Here is a 21,134-nt window from a genome sequence, read left to right as displayed (position 1 = left end):
TATTCCTTACAACAAGAGTTTGCAAGATAGCACGATTTTTAAACACTGCTCAACGCGTTCCAGCGTGAAAAACTTCTCTAAAATTGTGTATCATTCGGATGAACATAATTTAGGGCGCTGCTTATTATCAACGCTCACATATAAAAACAGAAGGCAGTGAATATGAAATTAGCACAGTTAAGCCGTCTTACCATTGCCATGGGCATTGGTGGTTTGCTGATGGCATGTAGTCCAGCAAGCAACGACACAACAGAAACAGCAGCACAGAATGAGTCTTCAGTACTTGTTGCCGGAGCAGAAGACAGACTAGATATTTATCAATCGGTAACTATCGATACCGACTTAAGCCATTTGTCTGATAACCAGAGAGAGATGGTTGGGCTACTTATCGATGCTTCGAAAATTATGGATGACTTGTTTTGGCGTCAGGCTTATACCGGAAGCCAAGCTTCATTATTAGAGCGTATTGAAGACCCAGACGTAGAGCACTTTGCACGCATCAATTACGGCCCGTGGGATCGTTTGAACAGCGACGCGCCATACATTCAAGGTTATGGTGAAAAGCCGTTAGGAGCAAACTTCTACCCAGAAGATATGACTCGCGAAGAATTCGAAGCGTTCGAAGACCCGACTAAAGACAGTTTATATACCCTTATTCGCCGTAATGCCGAAGGCGAACTATACACCTTGCCATTCCATGAAGCATACGCAACAGAGCTTTCAGCTGCGGCAAGCTTGCTTCGTGAAGCGGCAACCTTGGCGGAAGACGAGCGTTTCGGAAATTACTTAGAAATGAGAGCCGACGCCCTAGTCACAGGTGAATATCAAGAATCAGATTATGCCTGGATGGATGTTAGGGACAACTTGGTTGACGTGATTATAGGTCCTATTGAAACCTATGAAGACCGTTTGTTTGGTTACAAAGCCGCGTTTGAGTCTTATGTTTTGATAAAAGACACCGAGTGGAGTGAGCGTTTAGCAGTATATGCAGAAACGCTACCTAGCTTGCAGCAAGGACTTCCTGTACCGGCGGAATACCGTGCAGAAACACCGGGTTCAGACGCTCAACTTAATGCTTATGATGTTGTGTACTACGCGGGGCATTCTAATGCTGGCAGCAAAACCATTGCTGTAAACTTACCGAACGACGAACAAGTGCAATTAGAAAAAGGCACGCGCCGCTCGCAATTGAAAAACGCGATGCGCGCCAAATTCGACGGTATTTTAGTGCCTATTTCAGACGTTCTTATTGTGCCAGAACAGCGTGCGAACATTACGTTCGACGCGTTCTTTGCGAATACTATGTTCCATGAAGTTGCACATGGATTAGGTATCAAGAACACTATCAATGGCAGCGGCACAGTGCGCCAAGCTTTGCGTGAATATGCTTCGCCGATTGAAGAAGGTAAAGCCGATATTCTTGGTTTGTACATGGTTACTCAGCTTCTTGAAGAAGGTATTCTTACCGAAGGCGAGCTAGAAGACTATTATGTAACTTTCCTTGCGGGTATTTTCCGTTCTGTACGTTTCGGTGCGTCTAGCGCACATGGCATGGCGAACATGATTCGTTTTAACTACTTCGAACAAGAAGGTGCATTCATTCGCAACGAAGCGGGTCAATATGCAGTAGACATGGACAATATGCGCCAAGCGATGAATGGTTTGTCAGAGCTTATTTTGCGGTTACAGGGTGACGGTGACTACCAAGGCGTTGCTGAATTGTTCGACGATATGGGTCACGTGAGTGAACAGTTGTCTTCAGACCTAGCGCGTTTAGAAGCTGCTGAAATTCCAGTAGATGTTCACTTTGCTCAAGGCCGAGAAGTTTTAGGTCTGTAACATTGTAAAAATACGCCACTAAGTTGGTAAATTTGACCAACTTAGTGGTTTTTCTTTTATAAATCACTTCAGCAACACCTCTCCCTTTTTAATTAAATCTTTGAATTTATTCTAATTTTTAATATTGGCAAGCGCCTTGCTATAAACCTTATGTATTGTTCCCCAGTGGTGAGTTGGTACATCATCACAGTGGCTCAACTTTGGTGATGTACCGTTTTTTATAAGGAAAAAATCATGAGTGTTTTAGCGGTCGGTTTATTAGCAAGTTCTGTGGTTATTGGCGACACCAATTTAAACGTAGGTCAGGAATGTAAAATTTCAGTAGACCACGAACTTCATGTTTCTTCCGAGCAAGTGCGTTTGATTGACGATGGCCATGAAATGTGGCGTATCGACGCACAAGGTGATTTGTATGTTGAGGGCGTCTATTCTGCTCAACCTGACAATATTCAAGAGATGCTAGTCGACTACAAAGAGGGCGTAGAGCGTCAAACTGAAGCTGTAGTTTATGTAATGGGCGAGGCATTAGAAATTACAAGTGAAGCTCTGGTTAGTGTGTTCTCTGAAATGTTTAGTGCAGACCATCGTATTGTTCAGCGTATCGAAGATTTGCACGACACATTAGAAGTAGAGTTCGACAGTGTGGTGTATCAAGAAAATGGTGAAACCATTGTACGAGGCCAAGAGCTGGAGTCTTTCGGTGACCGTTTGGGCGACACCATTGAGCAGGAAGTAGAAGAAATCGTTTCCAGCTCTGTGGGTAGCTTGCTAGTCATGGTTGGTAGAGAGCTAATCAAAGGTGGCGGCGACATGAGTGACTTCGAACAGCGTATGGAAAATATGGGCGCTGACCTGGAAGCGCGCATTGAAGAGCGTACCGTTCGAATCGAAGAGCGTGCCGACCAAATGTGCGACGAAATTATCGTATTGAACCAAATCGAGTCGGAATTAGCGATGCATATTCCTGTTATTGCTAACTATCCACTCTTTGAACAAGCTCAAAGCAAGTAATTTGTAATTTAGTTAAGGCTCGGCCGTTTGCCGAGCCTTTTGCATTTGTAATGAAAAGAAACACTTTTTGCCTGAAAGAAAAGTTAGAATTCTGTAACATCATTTCGAGTTCTAAATAAGAAAATAGGCAAATAAATGCAGTTTTTAGTCAGGGTAACTATCGTTCTCGCGATGTTGGTTGTTTCGCGAGCCTCTTACGCACAAGAAATTCCACTCGAGAATTTCTTTAAAGAAGCAGAGTTTTCTAGTGTCGCTATTTCACCTACCGGCAAATATATCGCTGTGTCTACTCCAGGTGAGGATCGCAGAAACCTTGCAGTCATAGATATGTCTGATCCCGCGAATTTGAAGGTGACCGCAGCTTTCAATATGCGTGGGGGGGAAAGCCCAATTGGACTCCGGTGGGTAACTGAAGAAAGATTACTATTTGAATCGATGATCCAGATTGGAGCACTTGAACGCCCACAAGGAACGGGGCGAGTGTACGCGATCAATGCTGATGGTTCAGAGCGAAATCAATTATTTGGCACTCAAGCTGGGAGTTATGTAGGGCGCCAAATGTCAATTATGAGCTACATGGAAGACGAGCCAGAGTGGGTTTTGATACAGCATTGGGCACATGATAATCCTCGGCCAGTAGCCCAGCGCATGAACATAAACGATGGGCGCTTGGGAATGCGAACTACTTCTCCGCTCGAGCGTGGAGGTTTACTTGCTGACCAACAAGACAGAGTTCGTTTCGCTTATGGACAGAACGATCGAGATAAACCAGTCTTTTCTTGGCGTGCGAGCGAAGATTCGGAGTGGATAGAGTTCGAGAACGAGTTCGGTCAAATATCACCGATTGCCTTTACAGAGTCTGGGACAAGTATTTATTTTTACTCTCGCGAATCTGATCGGTTAGGTGTTTATGAAATCGACTTACTGACTCAACAAATTTCGCCGGTAGCTGAGCATGACCGTGTAGAGTTGGATACCCAATTGGGTTTGTCACCGTTTATTTTTGATAATGAAGGTAATGATCTTTTAGCTGTAAGATTCATGGACGGTATACCTGAGTGGGTGGCTGTCGACCAAGATGCATTTGAGGTGCAATGGCTACGTCAGTTAGAGAATATGTATCAGGACTACTATGTACACATTCATAACTGGACTGAAGATGGTAAGCAAGCCTTGGTGTCAGTGCGTTCGGCTAGCACACCGCCAGACTTTTTTATCTTAGACACGGAAACCCCAGAACTGAGATTTTTCGCTTCAGCTACACCATGGCTAGATCCAAGCCAAATGGCTTCAGTTCAGCCGATATCGTTTAACGCCAGAGATGGGCAAGAGATCCACGGATATATGACATTGCCGAATGATTATGTTGAAGGAGAGAGCATACCATTTGTTGTTTATGTGCACGGTGGTCCACACGGACCGAGAGACTCATGGAGCTATGAGTCGTTTGTGCAGGTGTTTGCGCATCATGGGTTCGGTGTTCTTCAGGTAAACTACCGCGGTTCTGGTGGATATGGCGTCGATTTTGAGGAAATGGGCTACCGAGAATGGTATGGCAAGATGCAAGACGACGTTACTGATGGCACTTTGTGGGCAATGGAGCAAGGCTATGCCGATGAAGAACGTACGTGTATCGCAGGCGCAAGCTATGGTGGCTTTGCTACCTTAGCTGGAATAACAAAAGAGCCTGATCTTTATGCATGTGCTTGGGCGTTCGTTGGAGTATATGACTTACCGCTGATGAAAGAGGAAGGGAACATTCCTAGTTTCGCAGCTGGGCGACGCTACCTTGATAGAGTGCTAGGCACTGATCAAGAAGAGCTTATTGCTCGTTCGCCTACCACTCACGTGGGTAAAATAACAACACCATTGTTTGTGTCGCATGGAGCGGAAGATACTCAGGCTCACTTTGGTCAGTATCACTTGCTTCTAGAAAGACTAGATGAAGAGGGAATTCCATACGAAAGCTTGTTCGTTGAAGGCGAAGGGCATGGTTTCTACAAAGTTGAAAACAATGTGATGCAAATGGAAAGAGTATTAGAGTTTATGAAAGAGCACACCGAATAGGTGTGCTTGCTCTTTTGCAGCGAAATTCAGACAAAAAAAATGACCGGCTAGCCGGTCATTTTCATTTGTAAACGGTTACTCACTTACTCAGCAATTGCTACGTTCTCTGCTTGAGGTCCTTTTTGACCTTGAGTAATGGTGAACGAAACTTTTTGGCCTTCGTTCAGAGTACGGAAACCGTCACCTGTGATTGCACTGAAATGTACGAAAACGTCAGGACCGCCAGCGCGCTCCAAGAATCCGAAACCTTTCGATTCGTTAAACCACTTTACGGTGCCAGTTACTGTATCAGACATATTCTTTCCTAACTTACTTTAATTTAAAAATTGCTGGACTACACCAGCATCACTATTGCTTTGATGCAGCGGGTATTTCCAGAGAACGAAGACCTTTCCAAATGGAGGGTAAATCGAGCTGATAAATTCGAGCAGCATATTCAAGCCTTTGTAGTATACATGGCGAATTATTCGCCCGCCAATCATTTCAACGATTATTTTCGTATGATTATTCGTTACACTAACGAAATCGAACTTTTTTTAGGAGTTATTTCATGCGAGTGGTAGACAACTTAGCGGCCCAAATCGGACAAACAGACTTGCTGAAAATTAAGTCTTTGTCAGAGCTTTGTGGGTCTGACATTTACGTGAAATGCGAGCACCAAAACCCCGGAGGCTCAATTAAAGACAGGGCCGCGCTACAGTTGATAACCGACGCTATGGAGCGCGGTGAGTTGAAAAAAGGAATGACCGTTGTTGAAGGAACCGCGGGTAACACTGGTATCGGTTTAGCTATTGTAACGAAGGCATTGGGACTAAATTTGTTGGTAGTTATGCCGAATGATCAAACTCCAGAAAAAACTCGAATGATTGAGTTACATGGGGCTAAATTGAAGACAGTTAACCCTGTTCCTTTTAAAGATGAGAATCATTTTTATCACACCGCTCGTCGCCTCGGTGAGGAAAACGCAGATTATTGGTGGGCGAATCAGTTTGAAAATACCAGCAATATGCGTGCGCATTATCTACATACCGGGCCTGAAATTTGGGAACAAACTCAAGGTAAAGTCGACATGTTGGTCTCGGTGTCTGGTACTGGCGGAACCATAGGCGGTAACTCAAAGTACTTGAAAGAGAAAAACCCGGATATTGAAGTGTGGTTAGCAGACCCAGACGGTTCCGGTTCATACGAATTCTTGAGAACAGGCGAGTACAAGTCGAACGGCGGTTCAATGACCGAGGGTATTGGTATTATGCGCTTGGTAGAGAATTTCCGACAAGCGCAAATCGACCACGCTATCAATCTGCCAGACCAAGATATTGTTACGATTTCTCGTTATGTTCGTGATCAAGACGGAATTCTGCTGGGTAGTAGTTCGGCGCTCAACGTAGCGGCAGCTTTTTTCGCGGCGCTACATCGTCCGAAAGGGAAAACCATTGTTACTTTTGCTTGCGACTTGGGTGAGCGCTCCACCTCCAAACTATACAACAAGGAATACCTAGCAGGTCGTGGACTTTCTGTGGAGCCAGAGCCTATGGAAAATCTCATAAAACGCTATCAAGGAATGTCGGACAGAATAGTCAACGTAAATTAGGTTAACTTTTTAAAGCTGGCGGAAGTGATAAGCGCATACGATAACCATCACTTCCGTCTTCGTAATATTGAGCAAGTAAGTCGGTCACTTCGAAACCTAGTGCGCGATACAGCGTAATGGCACCAATGTTGGAGTCTTTTACCTCCAACGATACACCAGCTGCCTTAGCGTTACGGCAAGCGGTAATGATGTGATTCATCAGAAACTTACCTACGCCAGTGCCTCTAGCTTCAGGTGCAGTAGCTATTGAGTAGACGCGCCACCATTTGCTGTTTTTACGCGTTAATGTAATGGCGTAACCCGCAATTTTGTCTTTTATTTCGCTACTTTGAACTATCCATAACTTTGCTGAAGCTATTTGGGTAAAGCGTCGAAATGACGCTTTACCAATACGGTCGCCAGTAAAGCAACGATGTTCTAAAGCTACAAGTTCGGCAACGTCATCTGCAGTTGCCGAACGAACAGACAGAGTCATTTAGTCTTCCATGCGTCGTAAAAAGTCACTCATCACGATTCGATACAACTCGTCTCCGAGGTATAAGTCTTCGACACCCGACTCAATGGAAGGGTTGTCGTTAATTTCAATAATAACAGGGCCTTTTGGTGTTTCTTTTATATCGACACCATACAAACCGTCACCAATCAATCGAGTCGCCTGAAGCGCTATTTTGATCACGTCTTTAGGTACTTGGTGTACCCCAATACAAGTAAAGGAACCACTCTTATTCTTTCCTTGTTCGGCATGGTTATATATTTGCCAATGGTTGCGCGCCATAAAATATTGGCAAGCATATACAGCCCGGTTGTTGAGCACGCCGATGCGCCAGTCAAAGTCGGTGGGCAACCATTCTTGAATGAGCAATATACTCGACTTCCTGAACAATTCTTCTGAGATACTATGAAGCTCTTCTTCGTTTCGAACTTTCTCTACGCCCACAGAAAATGAACCGTCTGGAATTTTAAGCACTAACGGAAAACCAAACCGAGACGCAATGCCCTCTACATCGAGGTGTTCAGACTTCACAACAATTTCGGTTTTAGGTCGTGGAATTTTGTGTTTCTCTAGTAACTCATTCAGAAACACCTTATTCGCACAACGTAAAATGGCGTCTGGGTGGTCGATCACCACCATGCCATTTGCTTCCGCCTTCTTAGCGAAGTGGTAGGTATAGTGGTTTATTTTAGTATTCTCACGAATAAACAAGCCGTCGAACTCTAATAATCGTCCGTAGTCTTCTTGGGTAATCAATTCGGCTTCAATATTAAAGTCCTTCGCTATACGAACAAATTTTTGCAGTGCTTTTTTGTCACTCGTAGGTACGAATTCGTTAGGGTCGTAAAGAATAGCTAAATCATACTTATATTCTTGCCGCGCTTTTGCTTTGCGCCACACACTCTTACTAAACTTCTCTAAACCATGGGCAAACAGGTCTTGTTCTTGATCATTAAGATCCGAAAGTGGCCTATTACGTAATGAATTGATAAACCAACGACCTTCAAGCCTAAATTCAGCTTCAAGAATCGGGCACGGATAGGCTTCGAACAGCTGTCGCGCAAGCTGGCTTAAGTTGTCGTTTTGACACTGACCAAAACAAATAAGCAAGCGAACTTCCTTGGAATCGGTGTCGCTTTCTTTGACGTACTTTTTCAGCTGCTTGTTCAAGTCTCTGAAAAAGACTTGGTATTGAGCAACGTTCATAAGATCGTTAATAGTAGAAACCGAGGGCAAAACGCGCTGCCCACGTGCTTCAGCTAATAAACTAACGTAATACCCGTTAGACAAATAACTTAAATCATCACAAAGGTTTATAATGGGAGCACGACGTTTTAGATCTTGGTCGGTAATATAGTCGCCGGCGCTAATCGTAGATTGGCTAGGATGGTACGGTTGCCAGTCTAAAAGGTCATCAAGAATGATTAATGGTGTGTGTTGCATAGATTCTCTTAATAGATAAAACCGTTACTAAAACGGTGGCGCATTTATCGCTTAAACTATAAATTTACACAAGCGTTTTTCACTGAAATTTAAAAATAAAGGCTACGTTGAATGAAGTATAGAGGCAGAAGTGACTTTAAGCATGGAGAAAGAGGAAAATTAGGGGTTTTAATACTTAATTTAGGCACTCCCGATGCGCCAACGACGCCTGCGCTTCGTAAGTACCTAGGACAATTTCTTGCTGACCCTCGAGTGGTTGAAGTACCTCGACTTCTCTGGCGCGTTATCTTGCACGGAATTATTCTACGTATTCGCCCGCGTCGCTCAGCTGCAGCCTACAGAACAGTCTGGACTCAAGAGGGTTCACCTCTATTGGTACACACACAAAACCAAGCCAAGTTATTACAAGAAGCACTCAAAGAAGAGTATGGCGATGATATCGTCGTCGAATTTGCCATGCGTTATGGTAACCCTTCGGTGGATTCGGCAATTGAAAAATTAATGAACGCTGGGGTTCGAAAATTATTGGCGTTACCTCTATACCCTCAGTATTCAGGCTCAACTTCGGCTTCAACCTTCGACGCCATTGCACAAGACTTTATGAAGCGCCGCTGGCTGCCAGACTTTAGATTTGTAAGTCATTACCATGACCACCCGCAATATATTGAAGCTATTGCCAACACAGTACGCAAGCACCGTGAAGAACATGGTAGCGCGGACAAGCTGATATTTTCTTATCATGGCGTACCTAAAAAATATTTGCTGAAAGGCGACCCGTACCACTGTGAGTGCTATAAAACCACTCGCTTGGTTGCCGAGCACTTGGGTCTAGACGAGTCTGAATATATGACCACGTTCCAGTCACGGTTTGGTCGAGAGGAATGGCTTCAACCCTACACGGATGTAACTATGAAGGCTCTGCCGAAGCAAGGGGTGAAGAATATTCAGGTGATTTGCCCAGGGTTTTCTTCAGACTGTCTGGAAACTGTAGAAGAAATCGACGAAGAAAATCGTGAGTATTTTATGGACTCTGGAGGTGAGTCATTTAGCTATATCCCTTGTCTAAATTCACAGCCGAGTCACATTCAACTGCTAAAATCTTTGGTCGAAGAAAATATTCAAGGGTGGCAAGCGCAGAGTGATGAAAGTGCGCAGCAGTCCAAGCAAAACGCCACTAAAGTCATGGATACAGTGTCTTAGGAAGGACAAAACTTTATGTTGAACTTGTTTGCCAAACTCATGAAGGCATTAAACTCGGAAACAAGCCCCTGGTCTTTGGCGGCTGCCGCTGCGCTGGCTATGTGTGCGGGTTTTATTCCGTTGTTAAGCCTGCAAGTGCTCATTATTGTAGGCATCGTGTTTTCACTCCGGGTGAACGGAAGCTTATTTCTTGCTTGTTGGCTCTTTTTTACAGGAACCGCTTATTTACTCGATCCTTTGTTCCATAGTTTAGGGGAATGGTTATTGGCGCATCAGGGGCTCAGTAGTTTCTGGCAAAGCTACGAGCAAGCCAATTGGTTATGGATTTTCCAGCTTCATCACACCATTCGCTTAGGAGCAACAGTCGTGAGCTTAGTACTGTTTGTGCCTGCGATATTCTTTTTTAAATGGTTAGTGGTGCACTACCGCAAAGACATTCAAGCCAGAGTCAATAAGTGGCCCATCATGCAGGTGCTGAAGGGCACTAAGTTTTGGCGAGTATATAGAAGCCTCAGTGGTTTGCATGCAAGGGGGCAGCTATGAATAAGTGGTTTAGATGGTACGGTGCTGCCTCATTTATCGGAATATTAACGGGCATCGGGTTCATAGCTTACCTTCTGAGTGACACGGTTATTCGTTGGACTGCAGAGCATGGCTTATCCACCCTAAATAATGCTGAAGTGAATATTGAACAAGTTGAATGGCAGGCATCGCCATTCAAAGTTGATCTCATTAATATCGAAGCGACCAACCCACGCGCACCGGAAAGTAATCGGGCTCAAATAGGCAAGCTAACCGTGCAACTTAGCTTTAGAGAGCTTATGCGTGGACGCTTTTTTGCGCGTGAAGTTGCGGTGGAAGGCGTTGCTTTCGATACCGAACGAAGTAGCCGAGGTTGGGTGGATAGAAATCCAGAAACCGAAGCGGCTAGACAGAACTGGCAGGAACAACTTGCTGCTTGGAATGTGTCTTTGCCCGACACAGAAGAGCTTATTGACCGACTAGCGTTGCAAACGGAAGAAAAAGTTGAGCAGTTCCAGGCTAACCTAGCGGAGCGCCGCGAGGCGGTTGAGGAAGCCAGAGAAAACCTGCCCGATGAAGAACAGCTCGCTGAATTTCAGGAACGGTTAGAGGCAATTATTGAGTCTAAGCCAGAGTCTCCACGCGAAATTCTGGAAGCTCGAGAAAACTTAAATGATTTGAAAGACGACGTGAAAAGTGCTGCTGAGCAAGTCGAGGTGTTTATTGCCTTAAGCTCAGACACGCTCGCCGTAACCCGCCATGAGCTTACAGAGTTGCAACAGGTTGCAGGTGGCGACTTGTCGCGGCTGAATAACTTGCTATCGCTGAGCCCCGATTCCTTACCTAATTGGAGCGGTATTCTTTTTGGGCCTACGGTGGAGAAGTGGGTGACACGAGGGAACTCTATCTTCCAGTGGGTTGCTCCTAAATTGAAAAGTGCGCGCGACGAACAGCAGCGTCCGTCTCGCTGGGAAGGGCGCTATGTGGACTTAAGCGAAAACCGTCCCAAATTCTTGATTGAACAAATAAACGTTAACTTTGCTCAGTGGCAGGGTGCGCTGGCAGTGAATATTAATAATTTAACTTACCAGCATGGTTTAATTGGCGAACCGACGACCTTTGCTGTGAATGCCGGAGCAACCGAGCGTTGGAGTTCGTTGGCATTGTCTGGGGATATGTCATTTGCCGGCGGGCAATTGTTAGGCCAACAACAATGGCAAGTTTTGGGCTTGAACCTCACAGACATGACATTGCTCAACTCGGAGAGCCTTACCGCCAAGTTATTGCAAGCTGGGGTGAATACTCAAGGTAGCACTCGTGTTGAAGGCTCGGAACTTTCAGGGCAAGGCGGTTTTGACCTGAGTTCTGTGGAAATGGACTTTGGCGGTGAAAGTCCAGTAGCTCCTCGCTTAGAGCAGCTCTTTTCTTCTATACAGTCGTTCTCTTTGGGGCTAAACCTTTCCGGAGAAACAACGTCGCCGAGTTTTGCAATAGAAACAGACCTAGACGAGCAGCTTGCTGGCGCTTTTGCCAACCAACTTCGTTCTGGATTAGAGGGACAGGTTGAAGCTGGTGAGGAGCGATTGCAGAACATTATTGCACCCGCGAATAGCTCGGCCACGCAATGGCTCAGTGCTGTTGAAGCGCAACGTGCAGAGGGGCAGTCTTTGCAAGAGTCGCTTACCGCAGTGCTTGAAACTGAGCTTGATGATTTAATCGAGTCAGAAAGAGACCGAGCACTGCGATTACTACGAGAGCGTATTGGCGGCAACTAGTAGCCTGGCGGCTCTTTGAAAACGGTTAGCGACCAATGGTAACGAATTGCACCTAAGCGTAACCCTAGTGTGGCGAGCATCGCTGAAACCATTGCGATGCCTGGGTGAAGTGGGTATAGCAATACGAAAAGTACGCCACCGGCAATACATGTGGTGGCGTAAAGTTCGCTTTTTAATACCATGGGTACGTCTCTTGCTAAAACGTCACGAATCATGCCACCAAATACCGCTGTCATCGTTCCAAGAATAACCGCAATAATTGGGTGAACCCCATTGCTCAATGCTTTTTCTGCGCCCAACACGGTGAAGAAAGCGATACCTAAAGCGTCTGCAAAAAGTAATCGATTTACCGGAATGTAGGCTTTAAACCTTAACCAAACAATAGTCCCCAATGCCGAGCCAGCAATAACCGCAAAATAAGTCGGGTCGGCAACCCAAAATACGGGCACGTCTAGAATAAGGTCTCTTGTGGTTCCGCCCCCAATCGCAGTAGCTGATGCGAGTACAATAACGCCGAATCCATCCATTTGTTTTCTAAAGGCTAAAAGTGTGCCCGCGATAGCGAATACAGCGCAGCCAGCAAGGTCGGCAAAATAAATCCAATTCAAGCTATTGAACTCCTGTTCATAAGGACTCATGTAAAGGGTTTATGGGAAGATAATAGAAAGCGCGACGAAGGATAACAAGTATCTGTTTAGTTGCGTTTCGATTTACTACGCCTTCGTATACAATACGGGGCTTCATTACAAATATAAAAGAGGAAATACCATGGATTTTCTAATTGCTAACGCCCACGCTGCGGCTGGCGCACCACAACAAGGTAGCCCAATGTCTTTGGTTATCATGCTGGTTGTTTTTGGTTTAATCTTCTATTTCATGATTTTACGTCCTCAGCAAAAGCGCATGAAAGACCACAAAAGCCTTATCGAGTCATTGAGTAAAGGTGACGAAGTGCTTATGCAAGGTGGTTTAATTGGCAAAATCGAGAAAATCGATGCAGAAGGCGACATGATGGTTGTGTCTTTGTCTGAAACGACCAACGTAACAGTTCAAAAAGCTGCAGTAGCAACTGTATTACCTAAAGGGTCTATCAAAACTCTTTAATTTTGAGAAAAACAAACGAAGGAAAGGACTGTGTTAAACAGATACCCCTTGTGGAAAAACTTAGTCATTCTGCTCGTTGTGTTAGTGGGTACGCTTTACGCGCTACCAAACTTGTATGGTGAAGACCACGCCATTCAAATCTCTGCCACTCGTGGTGGAGAAGTAAACACACAAACACTACAACAAGTAGAGTCTGAACTCGCAGCGAACGGTGTTTCACCGCGCGGAGTTACCATGGAAAACGACCAAATTCTGGTGCGTTTGAACTCGGACACAGAGCAGTTGGCCATGCGTGAAGCGTTGGTCGATGCCTTGGGCACCCAATACATCGTGGCGCTTAACTTGGCACCTGCAACGCCGGAATGGCTGAAAACTATTGGGGGTATGCCGCTTAAGTTAGGCCTTGACCTTCGAGGTGGTGTGCACTTTTTAATGGAAGTGGACATGCAAGAAGCTCTGCGTAAAATTCGTGAGCAAATGACCACTTCTGTGCGCGACCGCCTTATTGAAGAACGTATTCGCTATAGCAGAGTCGCTGAAGAAGGTAACAACGTAGTTATCGAACTTCGTACCGAAGAAGACTACCAAGCGGCTGTAGCTTCATTGCGTAACCAGTACCAAGGTTATGACTTTGACGCAGACGCCAGCACGCGCACCGTTCGTTTAATGATGACCGACGTGCAATTGCAAGAAACCCGTTCGAACGCGATTGAGCAAAACGTAACTATTTTACGAAATCGTGTGAATGAGCTTGGTGTAGCTGAACCTGTGATTCAGCGCCAAGGTCAAGACCGTATCGTGGTTGAACTTCCAGGTGTACAAGACACGGCTCGTGCGAAAGAAATTCTGGGTGCTACTGCAACTCTTGAGTTCCGTTTCGTAGACACAGACAGTGACTTGCGCGACGCGATGGAAGGCCGTGTTCCTTTCGGTAGTACACTGTATAACCAACGTGGTGGCGGACAAGTATTACTGGAAAATAGAGTGATTCTAACCGGTGATCATATTGTCGACGCAAATACGGGTTACGACGAAAACGGTCGTCCGCAAGTAAGTATTACGCTCGACGCTGCGGGTGGCCGTATGATGTCACTAGCTACGCGTGACCGAGTTAACGACCCTATGGCAACGTTATTTATCGAGTTTATTGCCACCGGTGAAACAAGACCAGACGGTAGCTTAGAGTTTGATCGCCTGGAAGAAGTTGTAAGTGTTGCGAATATTTCCGAGCGCTTAGGTAGTAACTTCCGCATTACTGGTGTTGGTTCAGTGCAAGACGCACAAAACTTAGCGCTATTACTTCGCTCTGGTGCTTTGATTGCACCGATTCAAATCGTAGAAGAGCGTACAGTGGGACCGAGCTTAGGTGCTGAAAACGTGAAGTCTGGACTTACCGCAATTATGGCAGGCTTCGTATTAGTACTTATCTTCATGGGTATTTACTATCGTAAGTTTGGTCTTGTGGCGAATATGGCGTTGTTGACCAACCTTGTGATGATCGTTGGTGTAATGTCGATGATTCCTGGTGCAACGTTAACCATGCCGGGTATGGCGGGTATTCTTCTCACCGTGGGTATGGCGGTCGACGCGAACGTTATTATTTTCGAGCGTATTCGTGAAGAACTTAAGGAAGGTCGTAGCCCACAACAAGCTATTGCTCGCGGTTACGAAAATGCTTTCTCTACAATTGCCGACGCCAACATTACAACCTTAATCACTGCTTTAATCCTATTCGCTGTGGGTACAGGTTCAATTAAGGGCTTCGCGGTAACACTCGCAATCGGTATCGTAACTTCAATGTTTACGGCGATTACTGGCACACGCGCGGTGATTAACCTCACCTGGGGACGCAACAAGCGTCTTTCTGAGCTGTCGATCTAGGGAGAGGGCAAATGTTTGAGATAACAAAGGTAGACGAAAATAATCCGATTCGTTTTATGAATTGGAGAATGCATACCACGATTCTTAGTATCGTGATTGCTATTCTCGCGATCGCCAGTTTAAGTGTGAACAAACTAAACTGGGGATTAGACTTCACTGGCGGTACATTGGTTGAGGTAGGCTTTTCTCAGCCAGCAAACCTTAGCCAATTACGTACGGTGCTAGCAGAAAACGAATTAGCAGACGCAATCGTGCAAAACTACGGCACACAGCGCGACGTGTTAGTACGTATTCCTCCTCGCGAAAACGTGGAGTCGGAGTCTATTGGCGACCAGTTGTTGATGATACTTCGCCAAAACATGGACGAAGACCTAGTTATTCGTCGTGTTGAGTTTGTGGGACCGCAAGTGGGTGATGAGCTGGCAGAGGCAGGTGGTTTGGCGCTTATTGTAGCCATGATCTGTATTCTTGCTTATGTATCGTTCCGCTTCGAATGGCGTTTGGCACTCTCTGCGGTTATTGGTTTGTTCCAAGACGTATTGATGATTCTGGGGATATTCTCGCTTCTTCAAATAGAAGTTGACCTAACTATTCTGGCAGCACTTCTTGCGGTTATCGGTTACTCGTTGAACGATAGTATCGTTGTAGCCGACCGTATTCGTGAGAACTTTAGAAAGTTACGTAAGGAAGACCCAGAAAGCGTTATTAATATTTCATTGAGCCAGACCATGAGTCGAACCTTAATGACCTCATTAACAACGCTAGTGGTTATTGTGACGCTGTTCTTATTCGGTGGCACGATGATTCATGGATTCTCTATTGCCATGATGATCGGTGTAATTGTAGGTACGTATTCATCAGTATTTACGCGCAGCACGATCGTTCTGGCGTTCGGTATTTCGCGTGAATCGCTAATGCCTCCTGAAATAGAAAAAGAAGGCGAAGACCAAGAAGCAATGATGTAGTTGAGTTTTCTTAGCTTCAGGTAAAATAAAAGGGACAGAGTGAAAACTCTGTCCTTTTTTGTTTTCGAGTATTCAGATTGTTGTTATTTATTATGGGCGTAAGCGATTTACTCTGTATTGCGAAACGCCAATAAGTAACAACAGCATGAGGAGTGCTGACAGGTTTATACTAGAACCCGAGCTGGAGCCAGAATCGGGCTTAGGCTCGGGTTCAGGTTCCGTAGTTACGTTATCGTCTACATCCAGTGCGACGGACAGTTCTCTGTTTTCCGGAATATCGTCCTGAGGAGCCGCGAACAACCGGAAATTAAGATTATATTCGCCTGTTTCAGTAGCTCTTAAGTCGAGTTCAACCGTATCGCCAGACAGCGCTTGTAGGCTATCAATTTTACAACGATAGAAGAGGTCCGTAGCTTCTTCCCAGCAGGTATGGCTTGCATCTTCCAAGTGAACACGAGGCGCATCCCCTCCTGCATATCGGTCAATCTCAATCAATACGTTGCTTACGGTACGTTCAGACAAATTATCGACATTCAGAGACACTTGGAAGCTCTCATTCTCGGCGACGTTTCGAGAGACTGCATTACTCTCGAGGCGCATAGGTATGGTGTTGTCTTCTGCGGTGTATAAGTAAACAGCTCCTCGATTACCTTCACCAAAAACATAGGCGCTTCCACTTGCGACAAATAGCTCTCCATTAGGGGTGATGTCCATAAATGAGCCCAGTTGCCCTGTCCGGACGGGGGTAGAGGGACGAAGAGTTTCTGGAGGAATTGGAGCGTAAAATCGCTGTACCTCTTCCCAGTTTGACGAAGCAGTTGAGCGCTCTAATACTAAAACTTCTCCTAATGAATTGAAAATCTCGTTTTCGTCGTAGAGTTTGGCTAAGGGGGTCCCAATATAAAGACGATTCCCATCTAACCTGATGTGTTTAGCAAAAGAGTTTCTTGCCGGGTTATTCGATATGTCTGCTTGCCCTAATTCGTAATTGAACTGATTGTGAAGGCTCCAAATATCGTCAACTTCACTGTATCGGTAGTGGGAAACGTAGTGAGCATCGTCTTCTTTTACACCTTTAAAGATGAGATCATGATTTACTAACTCTAGGTTACGCATATTGCGTAAACCGTCAGCAGGCTCTTCGAAGCCCACGGTCTCAATAGTTTGATGAAATTGCCAATCATCAGTCTCAACGTCGTGCTTAAAGAGTTGAATTTCTGGACCAATATCGTCAGTTAGTGAGTTATGCAAGCTAATGCCATAAGCAGCTAACCACGGATAGCTAATATCTATTACGTCCCCAAAAGAATTGTAAGCACTACTTTGCAATTCAAATCCTTCGGGTGCTATTTCTGAGTGAAATCCCCACTGGGAATTGTCGTTTTCTTTGAAAATAAAGAGTTTACCACCCTCTAAACCACCGTCAGTTCCAAGTTGGTCTAACGGGGTTGAGGTGACTAACCAGCCACTATCATAAGTAATTCTCTCGCCAAAGCTATCAATACCTAATTTTGGTCTATTAATTTCCCCAATTAAGGTTGCTTGTTGCGTTTGCGAATTAAATTCATATACAAATATTACACCCGAAGCGAATTCACTCGCGTTATCGCCTTGGCGTGCCTCATTGTCAGCAACAAAGAAACGATTACCATCTACCGAAATGCGCAGGCCAAAAGTAAATGCCTCTCCTCTCAAAACTTGTGTTTCACGCCAATGACCATTTGAGTCTGGCGTAAACAGCCTTACGTAACCTCCACCAACATCGGTTGAAACAGAGTGAAATAGCGCATACCCACTGCCTACAGTAATTCTTTGTCCAAAAATCTCATCGGTTTCGACATTCATTTCGGGCAAAAATAATTGTTTAGGCGTAAAGCCTGCATAATTAGGAAAGGAAACAAGCGCTAGTAAAACTAGCGCCGCTTTCAAAGTATTTTTAATAGTTGAGTTGTTCATTATTGGCACATCACCCAATTGTTGTTTTCATCCATATATGGGCAGTCAAAGCCTCCTCCAGAACCACCTGAGCCTCCTCCAGAACCACCTGAGCCACCACCGGAGCTTCCGTCTTCACCATCATTTGGAATGTAGAGGAGCTTGTTAGCTGTTCCACTTGGGACCTGATATAACTTGTTCAAGCTAGCATGGTTAATTAATGAGGTTATAATATCACTCGGGACAACGGGTAAACCTATATTTTCTTCAATTAATAAAGCAAGGGCTCCGGAAACGAAAGGAGCTGCCATCGATGTTCCGTCGGCGGTGCCATACGAAGAATTTGAATTATAGGTAGCGGAAGTAATACTTTCTCCAGGTGCAAAGATATCTATAACTGCACCATAATTGGAAAAACTCGCTTTTGCATCATTGCTGTTGGAAGCTCCAACTGTTACAACACTGGATATTCTCGCCGGAGTCGTATTGCTAGCATCTGCATTCCCGTTTCCTGCAGACGCCACTACGATAAAGTCGTTAGAATTCGTTAACTGGTTTATGGCTATTTCTAATTGCTCATACGCGACTTCGTTCTCTTCTGTTACAGTCGCTCCTAAACTCAAGTTAATTACTGAAATCAAATTTGAAGTGTTAAAGTCGCGAATTGCATTTAGCCCGCTGATTACAGACGCGGTACTACTATGACCATAACAGTTAGCCACTCGAACATCGTAAATCTCCGCTTGCTTGGCAACACCATAGTTTTGGCCTGAAGCTATTCCAGCTACATGAGTACCATGGCTTCTCGCTAGAATACTTTGTCGTCTTAATTCGTCTTCTGGAGGCGGAGGTCCGTCGGGACAAAAGGTCTCAGTCACAGAGGATTGATGAATATAACTACTGTCACCATAACGGTCGAAGTACTGTGTGACTCTTCCGCTCATTTCTTGATGGGAGTTTTTTACACCTGAATCCACGATATAAATTCTGACATTGTCACCTTGATAGTTGGTGGTATAAGTACTTGATAATGGCAGGTCGATTTGGTCAATCCTGTCGAGTCCCCAGTCCGGACCATTTTGAGTGTAGGTGTTAAGGTGCATAGGGGCCACCGGCACAACAGAATGTATATTTGGGTTCCGTGCTAAAGCTTCAGCACGCGCAGCAGGCATAGAAGCAGAAAACCCCTGTAAAACATGGTCAAAAACTGAACCTACTTCGATATTCTGTTGATTGGCAAACTGAGTGGTTAATGCTCTGACTGCTTGTGGAGCCATTCGATGTCCTTCGTTAAAACGCACAATATATCGATCTTTAATGTGGTTCTGGTAGAAGGCTTCTTCGTAAGTTTCCGCGTGAGAGTAGGGGGGGGGGTAAAGATTGCGCCGATTATAGTAAGTGCTAGTAAATACTTCCATTGATGTTTCATATGAGGAGTCCTTGTTGTAAAACTAAAATTAACATTTCATATATCAAGCAACTGAGTTTAAAAGTTGTTTGTGTTTATTTTGTTGCATTGATTGCGGGTGTTGTCAAATTAGTCTGGAAAATCCGAATAAGGGTATCTAATTTCCGGTACTTTTCCAGAGGTATTCCTGTGGTAGACTTTTGACTAAAGTTATCAAAGAGGTAAACACATGCTATTCGTTGTTTCTCCCGCCAAGAATTTAGATTATGAAACGCCTGGCCCGGTTTCTGAGTATACGCAGCCGGAACTTCTTAAGCCTGCTCAAGAGCTAATTAATATTTGTCGTGAACTTTCTCCGCAACAGCTTGGTTCATTAATGAGTATCAGCGATAAGCTAGCCGGTTTGAATGCTGCTCGTTTCCAAGAATGGAGTACGCCTTTCACAACAGATAATGCCAAGCAGGCAGTATTCGCATTTAACGGTGATGTATACACAGGCCTAGACGCTAACTCGCTTAGCGGTAATACGTGGGAATATGGCCAGAAACACATGCGTATTCTGTCTGGTTTGTACGGTACTTTGAAGCCGTTAGACCTAATGCAACCTTATCGTTTAGAAATGGGTACCAAGCTGCAAAACCCACGCGGAAAAGACTTATATACCTTTTGGGGTGACACGATTACAGCGTCGTTAAACCAAGCATTGGAAGAAATTAATAGCAAAGTACTGGTGAACCTGGCTTCAAACGAGTATTTTAAGTCTGTGAAGCCTAAAGCATTGAATGCAGAGATTATTACGCCAATTTTTAAAGATACAAAGAATGGCCAATTAAAAGTAATCAGTTTCTATGCTAAAAAGGCAAGAGGGCTTATGGCTCGTTTCATTTTAGAGAAGCAACCGAAGTCGGTTGAAGATTTGAAAGCATTTAATTCAGCAGGATATGAATTTGATGCTAATCTTTCTAAGGGAAATGAACTGGTATTTCGTCGCGAAGAACAATAGTTGCGACTTGAAGCTCGGTTGAATCGACACAGTATTTAAACGGGAAGGATGATTATGCGCGAAGAAAATTCAACAGAACAAACAGGGCAAAATCAAAAAACGACAATCATTGTTGCGGTTATCGCCGTTATCGTAATTGTGATTATCGGTTGGACAGTATTTAGCGGCGGTGAGCCGGAGCCTGATCCAGAACCAGTAGAACAAGAAGTTTCTATGGAAGTTGAGCCCGAGGAAGAAGAAGTTGTAACCGACCCCGTTGAAGAAGTAGAAGAAGAAAGTCCACCGATTACAGACCGTGTGGTTACGGAACCTGAGCCAGATCCATTACCCGGTTTGAACGAAAGTACACCTGCGGTAATGAGTGCGTTAGACGAGCGCTCAGTAGATACCGACCCAGTAACTAGTGAAAACCTTATTCGCGATCTTGTGGTGTTTATCGATAACATTGCTGCAGGTATCGTTGCCCGTGACGCTGCCGTTATTGATGGCCCTTCAGAGCGTTTTATGGTGCAAGAAAGCGGTGACACAACATATATCGACCCACGTAGTTATGCGCGCTACGACGCAATTGTAGATTGGTTCGTTGGTTTAGACGAAGACGCAATGGTTGCTGTGTTTGAACAGTTTGAACCGTTATTTGATGAAGCTTACGCTGAAGTTTCTCGTCCTGGTGCTGATTTCAGAGATCGCGTTCGTCGCGCGGTTAGCGTGCTAAATGCGGCGCCTGAACAAAACGGTCGCTTGGCATTGAATGACGACGAAGTGATGTACACGTTCGCCGACGAGTCTTTAGAGTCTCTGCCAGCGGCACAGCGTCAAATGATTCGTTTAGGCCCTGACAACATGCGCCGTGTTAAAGCTAAATTAACCCGACTATTGAATGCTTTGAATAACTAA

The 21,134-nt window shown here is 44.9% G+C and carries 18 protein-coding genes; 12 read left to right on the top strand and 6 right to left on the bottom strand.

What is annotated here, in order from left to right; genetic code table 11:
• Nucleotides 1-162 precede the first annotated feature (162 nt).
• From DQX04_RS11860 to DQX04_RS11850, 3 genes are all read left to right on the top strand, one after another.
• On the top strand, nt 163-1,839 hold the full coding sequence (locus DQX04_RS11860) for a Zn-dependent hydrolase (RefSeq protein WP_111916151.1): 1,677 nt from the start codon (nt 163-165) through the stop codon (nt 1,837-1,839).
• A 234-nt stretch (nt 1,840-2,073) separates the two neighbouring features.
• Nucleotides 2,074-2,850, top strand: a complete 777-nt coding sequence (locus DQX04_RS11855; protein WP_111916150.1) for a DUF2884 family protein — start codon at nt 2,074-2,076, stop codon at nt 2,848-2,850.
• A gap of 135 nt (nt 2,851-2,985) precedes the next feature.
• Nucleotides 2,986-4,917 (top strand): S9 family peptidase, encoded by a 1,932-nt coding sequence (locus tag DQX04_RS11850; RefSeq protein WP_111916149.1) that lies wholly within the window; start codon nt 2,986-2,988, stop codon nt 4,915-4,917.
• Between the two features lie 83 nt (nt 4,918-5,000).
• Here DQX04_RS11850 and DQX04_RS11845 read toward each other — a convergent pair whose 3' ends face one another.
• Nucleotides 5,001-5,213, bottom strand: coding sequence for a cold-shock protein (locus DQX04_RS11845; RefSeq protein ID WP_111916148.1), 213 nt, complete (start codon nt 5,211-5,213; stop codon nt 5,001-5,003).
• Nucleotides 5,214-5,467: 254 nt separating this feature from the next.
• Between DQX04_RS11845 and DQX04_RS11835 the strand changes: the two genes are divergently transcribed.
• On the top strand, nt 5,468-6,508 hold the full coding sequence (locus tag DQX04_RS11835; protein ID WP_111916146.1) for a cysteine synthase A: 1,041 nt from the start codon (nt 5,468-5,470) through the stop codon (nt 6,506-6,508).
• A 1-nt stretch (nt 6,509) separates the two neighbouring features.
• Here the strand turns inward: DQX04_RS11835 and DQX04_RS11830 are convergent, their stop codons facing one another.
• Nucleotides 6,510-6,983 carry an N-acetyltransferase gene (locus DQX04_RS11830; protein WP_111916145.1) on the bottom strand — a complete coding sequence of 158 codons (474 nt, stop codon included), beginning with the start codon at nt 6,981-6,983 and terminating at the stop codon, nt 6,510-6,512.
• Nucleotides 6,984-8,444 (bottom strand): RimK family protein, encoded by a 1,461-nt coding sequence (locus tag DQX04_RS11825; protein ID WP_111916144.1) that lies wholly within the window; start codon nt 8,442-8,444, stop codon nt 6,984-6,986.
• Between the two features lie 111 nt (nt 8,445-8,555).
• Here DQX04_RS11825 and hemH point away from each other — a divergent pair, with 111 nt between their 5' ends.
• Genes hemH through DQX04_RS11810 form a run of 3 tightly spaced genes read left to right on the top strand, consistent with a single transcriptional unit; the run spans nt 8,556 to nt 11,941 of the window.
• Nucleotides 8,556-9,644 (top strand): ferrochelatase, encoded by a 1,089-nt coding sequence (gene hemH / locus DQX04_RS11820; RefSeq protein WP_111916143.1) that lies wholly within the window; start codon nt 8,556-8,558, stop codon nt 9,642-9,644.
• A 15-nt stretch (nt 9,645-9,659) separates the two neighbouring features.
• Nucleotides 9,660-10,187: a TIGR03546 family protein gene (locus tag DQX04_RS11815; protein ID WP_111916142.1), complete on the top strand. Its 528-nt coding sequence runs from the start codon at nt 9,660-9,662 to the stop codon at nt 10,185-10,187.
• Nucleotides 10,184-11,941 carry a TIGR03545 family protein gene (locus DQX04_RS11810; protein ID WP_111916141.1) on the top strand — a complete coding sequence of 586 codons (1,758 nt, stop codon included), beginning with the start codon at nt 10,184-10,186 and terminating at the stop codon, nt 11,939-11,941. Before DQX04_RS11815 ends, DQX04_RS11810 begins: the two co-directional genes overlap by 4 nt.
• Here DQX04_RS11810 and DQX04_RS11805 read toward each other — a convergent pair.
• On the bottom strand, nt 11,938-12,549 hold the full coding sequence (locus tag DQX04_RS11805) for a trimeric intracellular cation channel family protein (protein WP_207916385.1): 612 nt from the start codon (nt 12,547-12,549) through the stop codon (nt 11,938-11,940). The two genes, DQX04_RS11810 and DQX04_RS11805, sit on opposite strands and share 4 nt — an antisense overlap.
• A gap of 160 nt (nt 12,550-12,709) precedes the next feature.
• Between DQX04_RS11805 and yajC the strand changes: the two genes are divergently transcribed.
• Genes yajC through secF form a run of 3 tightly spaced genes read left to right on the top strand, consistent with a single transcriptional unit; the run spans nt 12,710 to nt 15,891 of the window.
• The gene (yajC, locus tag DQX04_RS11800; RefSeq protein WP_111916139.1) at nt 12,710-13,045 is read left to right on the top strand and encodes a preprotein translocase subunit YajC; all 336 of its coding nucleotides are present in this window, start codon (nt 12,710-12,712) and stop codon (nt 13,043-13,045) included.
• A gap of 30 nt (nt 13,046-13,075) precedes the next feature.
• Nucleotides 13,076-14,926 carry a protein translocase subunit SecD gene (gene secD / locus DQX04_RS11795; RefSeq protein WP_111916138.1) on the top strand — a complete coding sequence of 617 codons (1,851 nt, stop codon included), beginning with the start codon at nt 13,076-13,078 and terminating at the stop codon, nt 14,924-14,926.
• Nucleotides 14,927-14,937: 11 nt separating this feature from the next.
• Nucleotides 14,938-15,891, top strand: a complete 954-nt coding sequence (gene secF, locus DQX04_RS11790) for a protein translocase subunit SecF (RefSeq protein ID WP_111916137.1) — start codon at nt 14,938-14,940, stop codon at nt 15,889-15,891.
• A gap of 90 nt (nt 15,892-15,981) precedes the next feature.
• Here secF and DQX04_RS11785 read toward each other — a convergent pair whose 3' ends face one another.
• Together DQX04_RS11785 and DQX04_RS11780 are read right to left on the bottom strand one after the other, a co-directional pair.
• A complete protein-coding gene (locus tag DQX04_RS11785; protein ID WP_111916136.1) occupies nt 15,982-17,847 on the bottom strand; it encodes a hypothetical protein in 1,866 nt (621 codons plus the stop codon).
• Nucleotides 17,847-19,244 (bottom strand): S8 family peptidase, encoded by a 1,398-nt coding sequence (locus DQX04_RS11780; RefSeq protein ID WP_111916135.1) that lies wholly within the window; start codon nt 19,242-19,244, stop codon nt 17,847-17,849. Before DQX04_RS11780 ends, DQX04_RS11785 begins: the two co-directional genes overlap by 1 nt.
• A gap of 219 nt (nt 19,245-19,463) precedes the next feature.
• Here DQX04_RS11780 and yaaA point away from each other — a divergent pair, with 219 nt between their 5' ends.
• Together yaaA and DQX04_RS11770 are read left to right on the top strand one after the other, a co-directional pair.
• A complete protein-coding gene (gene yaaA, locus DQX04_RS11775; RefSeq protein WP_111916134.1) occupies nt 19,464-20,237 on the top strand; it encodes a peroxide stress protein YaaA in 774 nt (257 codons plus the stop codon).
• 54 nt (nt 20,238-20,291) lie between these two features.
• Nucleotides 20,292-21,134, top strand: coding sequence for a DUF3014 domain-containing protein (locus DQX04_RS11770; RefSeq protein WP_165831994.1), 843 nt, complete (start codon nt 20,292-20,294; stop codon nt 21,132-21,134).

The sequence above is a fragment of the Aliidiomarina sp. B3213 genome (assembly GCF_003290085.1).
Classification (GTDB): Bacteria; Pseudomonadota; Gammaproteobacteria; order Enterobacterales; family Alteromonadaceae; genus Aliidiomarina.
This window is presented reverse-complemented; position numbering and strand designations above follow the sequence as displayed.

Excerpts from the sequence above, each read along its gene's own strand:
- yajC (WP_111916139.1), top strand. The coding sequence starts at position 12,710 with ATGGATTTTCTAATTGCTAACGCCCACGCTGCGGCTGGCGCACCACAA.
- hemH (WP_111916143.1), top strand. The coding sequence starts at position 8,556 with ATGAAGTATAGAGGCAGAAGTGACTTTAAGCATGGAGAAAGAGGAAAA.
- DQX04_RS11810 (WP_111916141.1), top strand. The coding sequence starts at position 10,184 with ATGAATAAGTGGTTTAGATGGTACGGTGCTGCCTCATTTATCGGAATA.
- DQX04_RS11780 (WP_111916135.1), bottom strand. The coding sequence starts at position 19,244 with ATGGAAGTATTTACTAGCACTTACTATAATCGGCGCAATCTTTACCCC.
- DQX04_RS11845 (WP_111916148.1), bottom strand. The coding sequence starts at position 5,213 with ATGTCTGATACAGTAACTGGCACCGTAAAGTGGTTTAACGAATCGAAA.
- secF (WP_111916137.1), top strand. The coding sequence starts at position 14,938 with ATGTTTGAGATAACAAAGGTAGACGAAAATAATCCGATTCGTTTTATG.
- DQX04_RS11855 (WP_111916150.1), top strand. The coding sequence starts at position 2,074 with ATGAGTGTTTTAGCGGTCGGTTTATTAGCAAGTTCTGTGGTTATTGGC.
- DQX04_RS11850 (WP_111916149.1), top strand. The coding sequence starts at position 2,986 with ATGCAGTTTTTAGTCAGGGTAACTATCGTTCTCGCGATGTTGGTTGTT.
- DQX04_RS11825 (WP_111916144.1), bottom strand. The coding sequence starts at position 8,444 with ATGCAACACACACCATTAATCATTCTTGATGACCTTTTAGACTGGCAA.
- DQX04_RS11815 (WP_111916142.1), top strand. The coding sequence starts at position 9,660 with ATGTTGAACTTGTTTGCCAAACTCATGAAGGCATTAAACTCGGAAACA.
- DQX04_RS11835 (WP_111916146.1), top strand. The coding sequence starts at position 5,468 with ATGCGAGTGGTAGACAACTTAGCGGCCCAAATCGGACAAACAGACTTG.
- yaaA (WP_111916134.1), top strand. The coding sequence starts at position 19,464 with ATGCTATTCGTTGTTTCTCCCGCCAAGAATTTAGATTATGAAACGCCT.
- DQX04_RS11785 (WP_111916136.1), bottom strand. The coding sequence starts at position 17,847 with ATGAACAACTCAACTATTAAAAATACTTTGAAAGCGGCGCTAGTTTTA.
- DQX04_RS11860 (WP_111916151.1), top strand. The coding sequence starts at position 163 with ATGAAATTAGCACAGTTAAGCCGTCTTACCATTGCCATGGGCATTGGT.
- DQX04_RS11770 (WP_165831994.1), top strand. The coding sequence starts at position 20,292 with ATGCGCGAAGAAAATTCAACAGAACAAACAGGGCAAAATCAAAAAACG.
- DQX04_RS11830 (WP_111916145.1), bottom strand. The coding sequence starts at position 6,983 with ATGACTCTGTCTGTTCGTTCGGCAACTGCAGATGACGTTGCCGAACTT.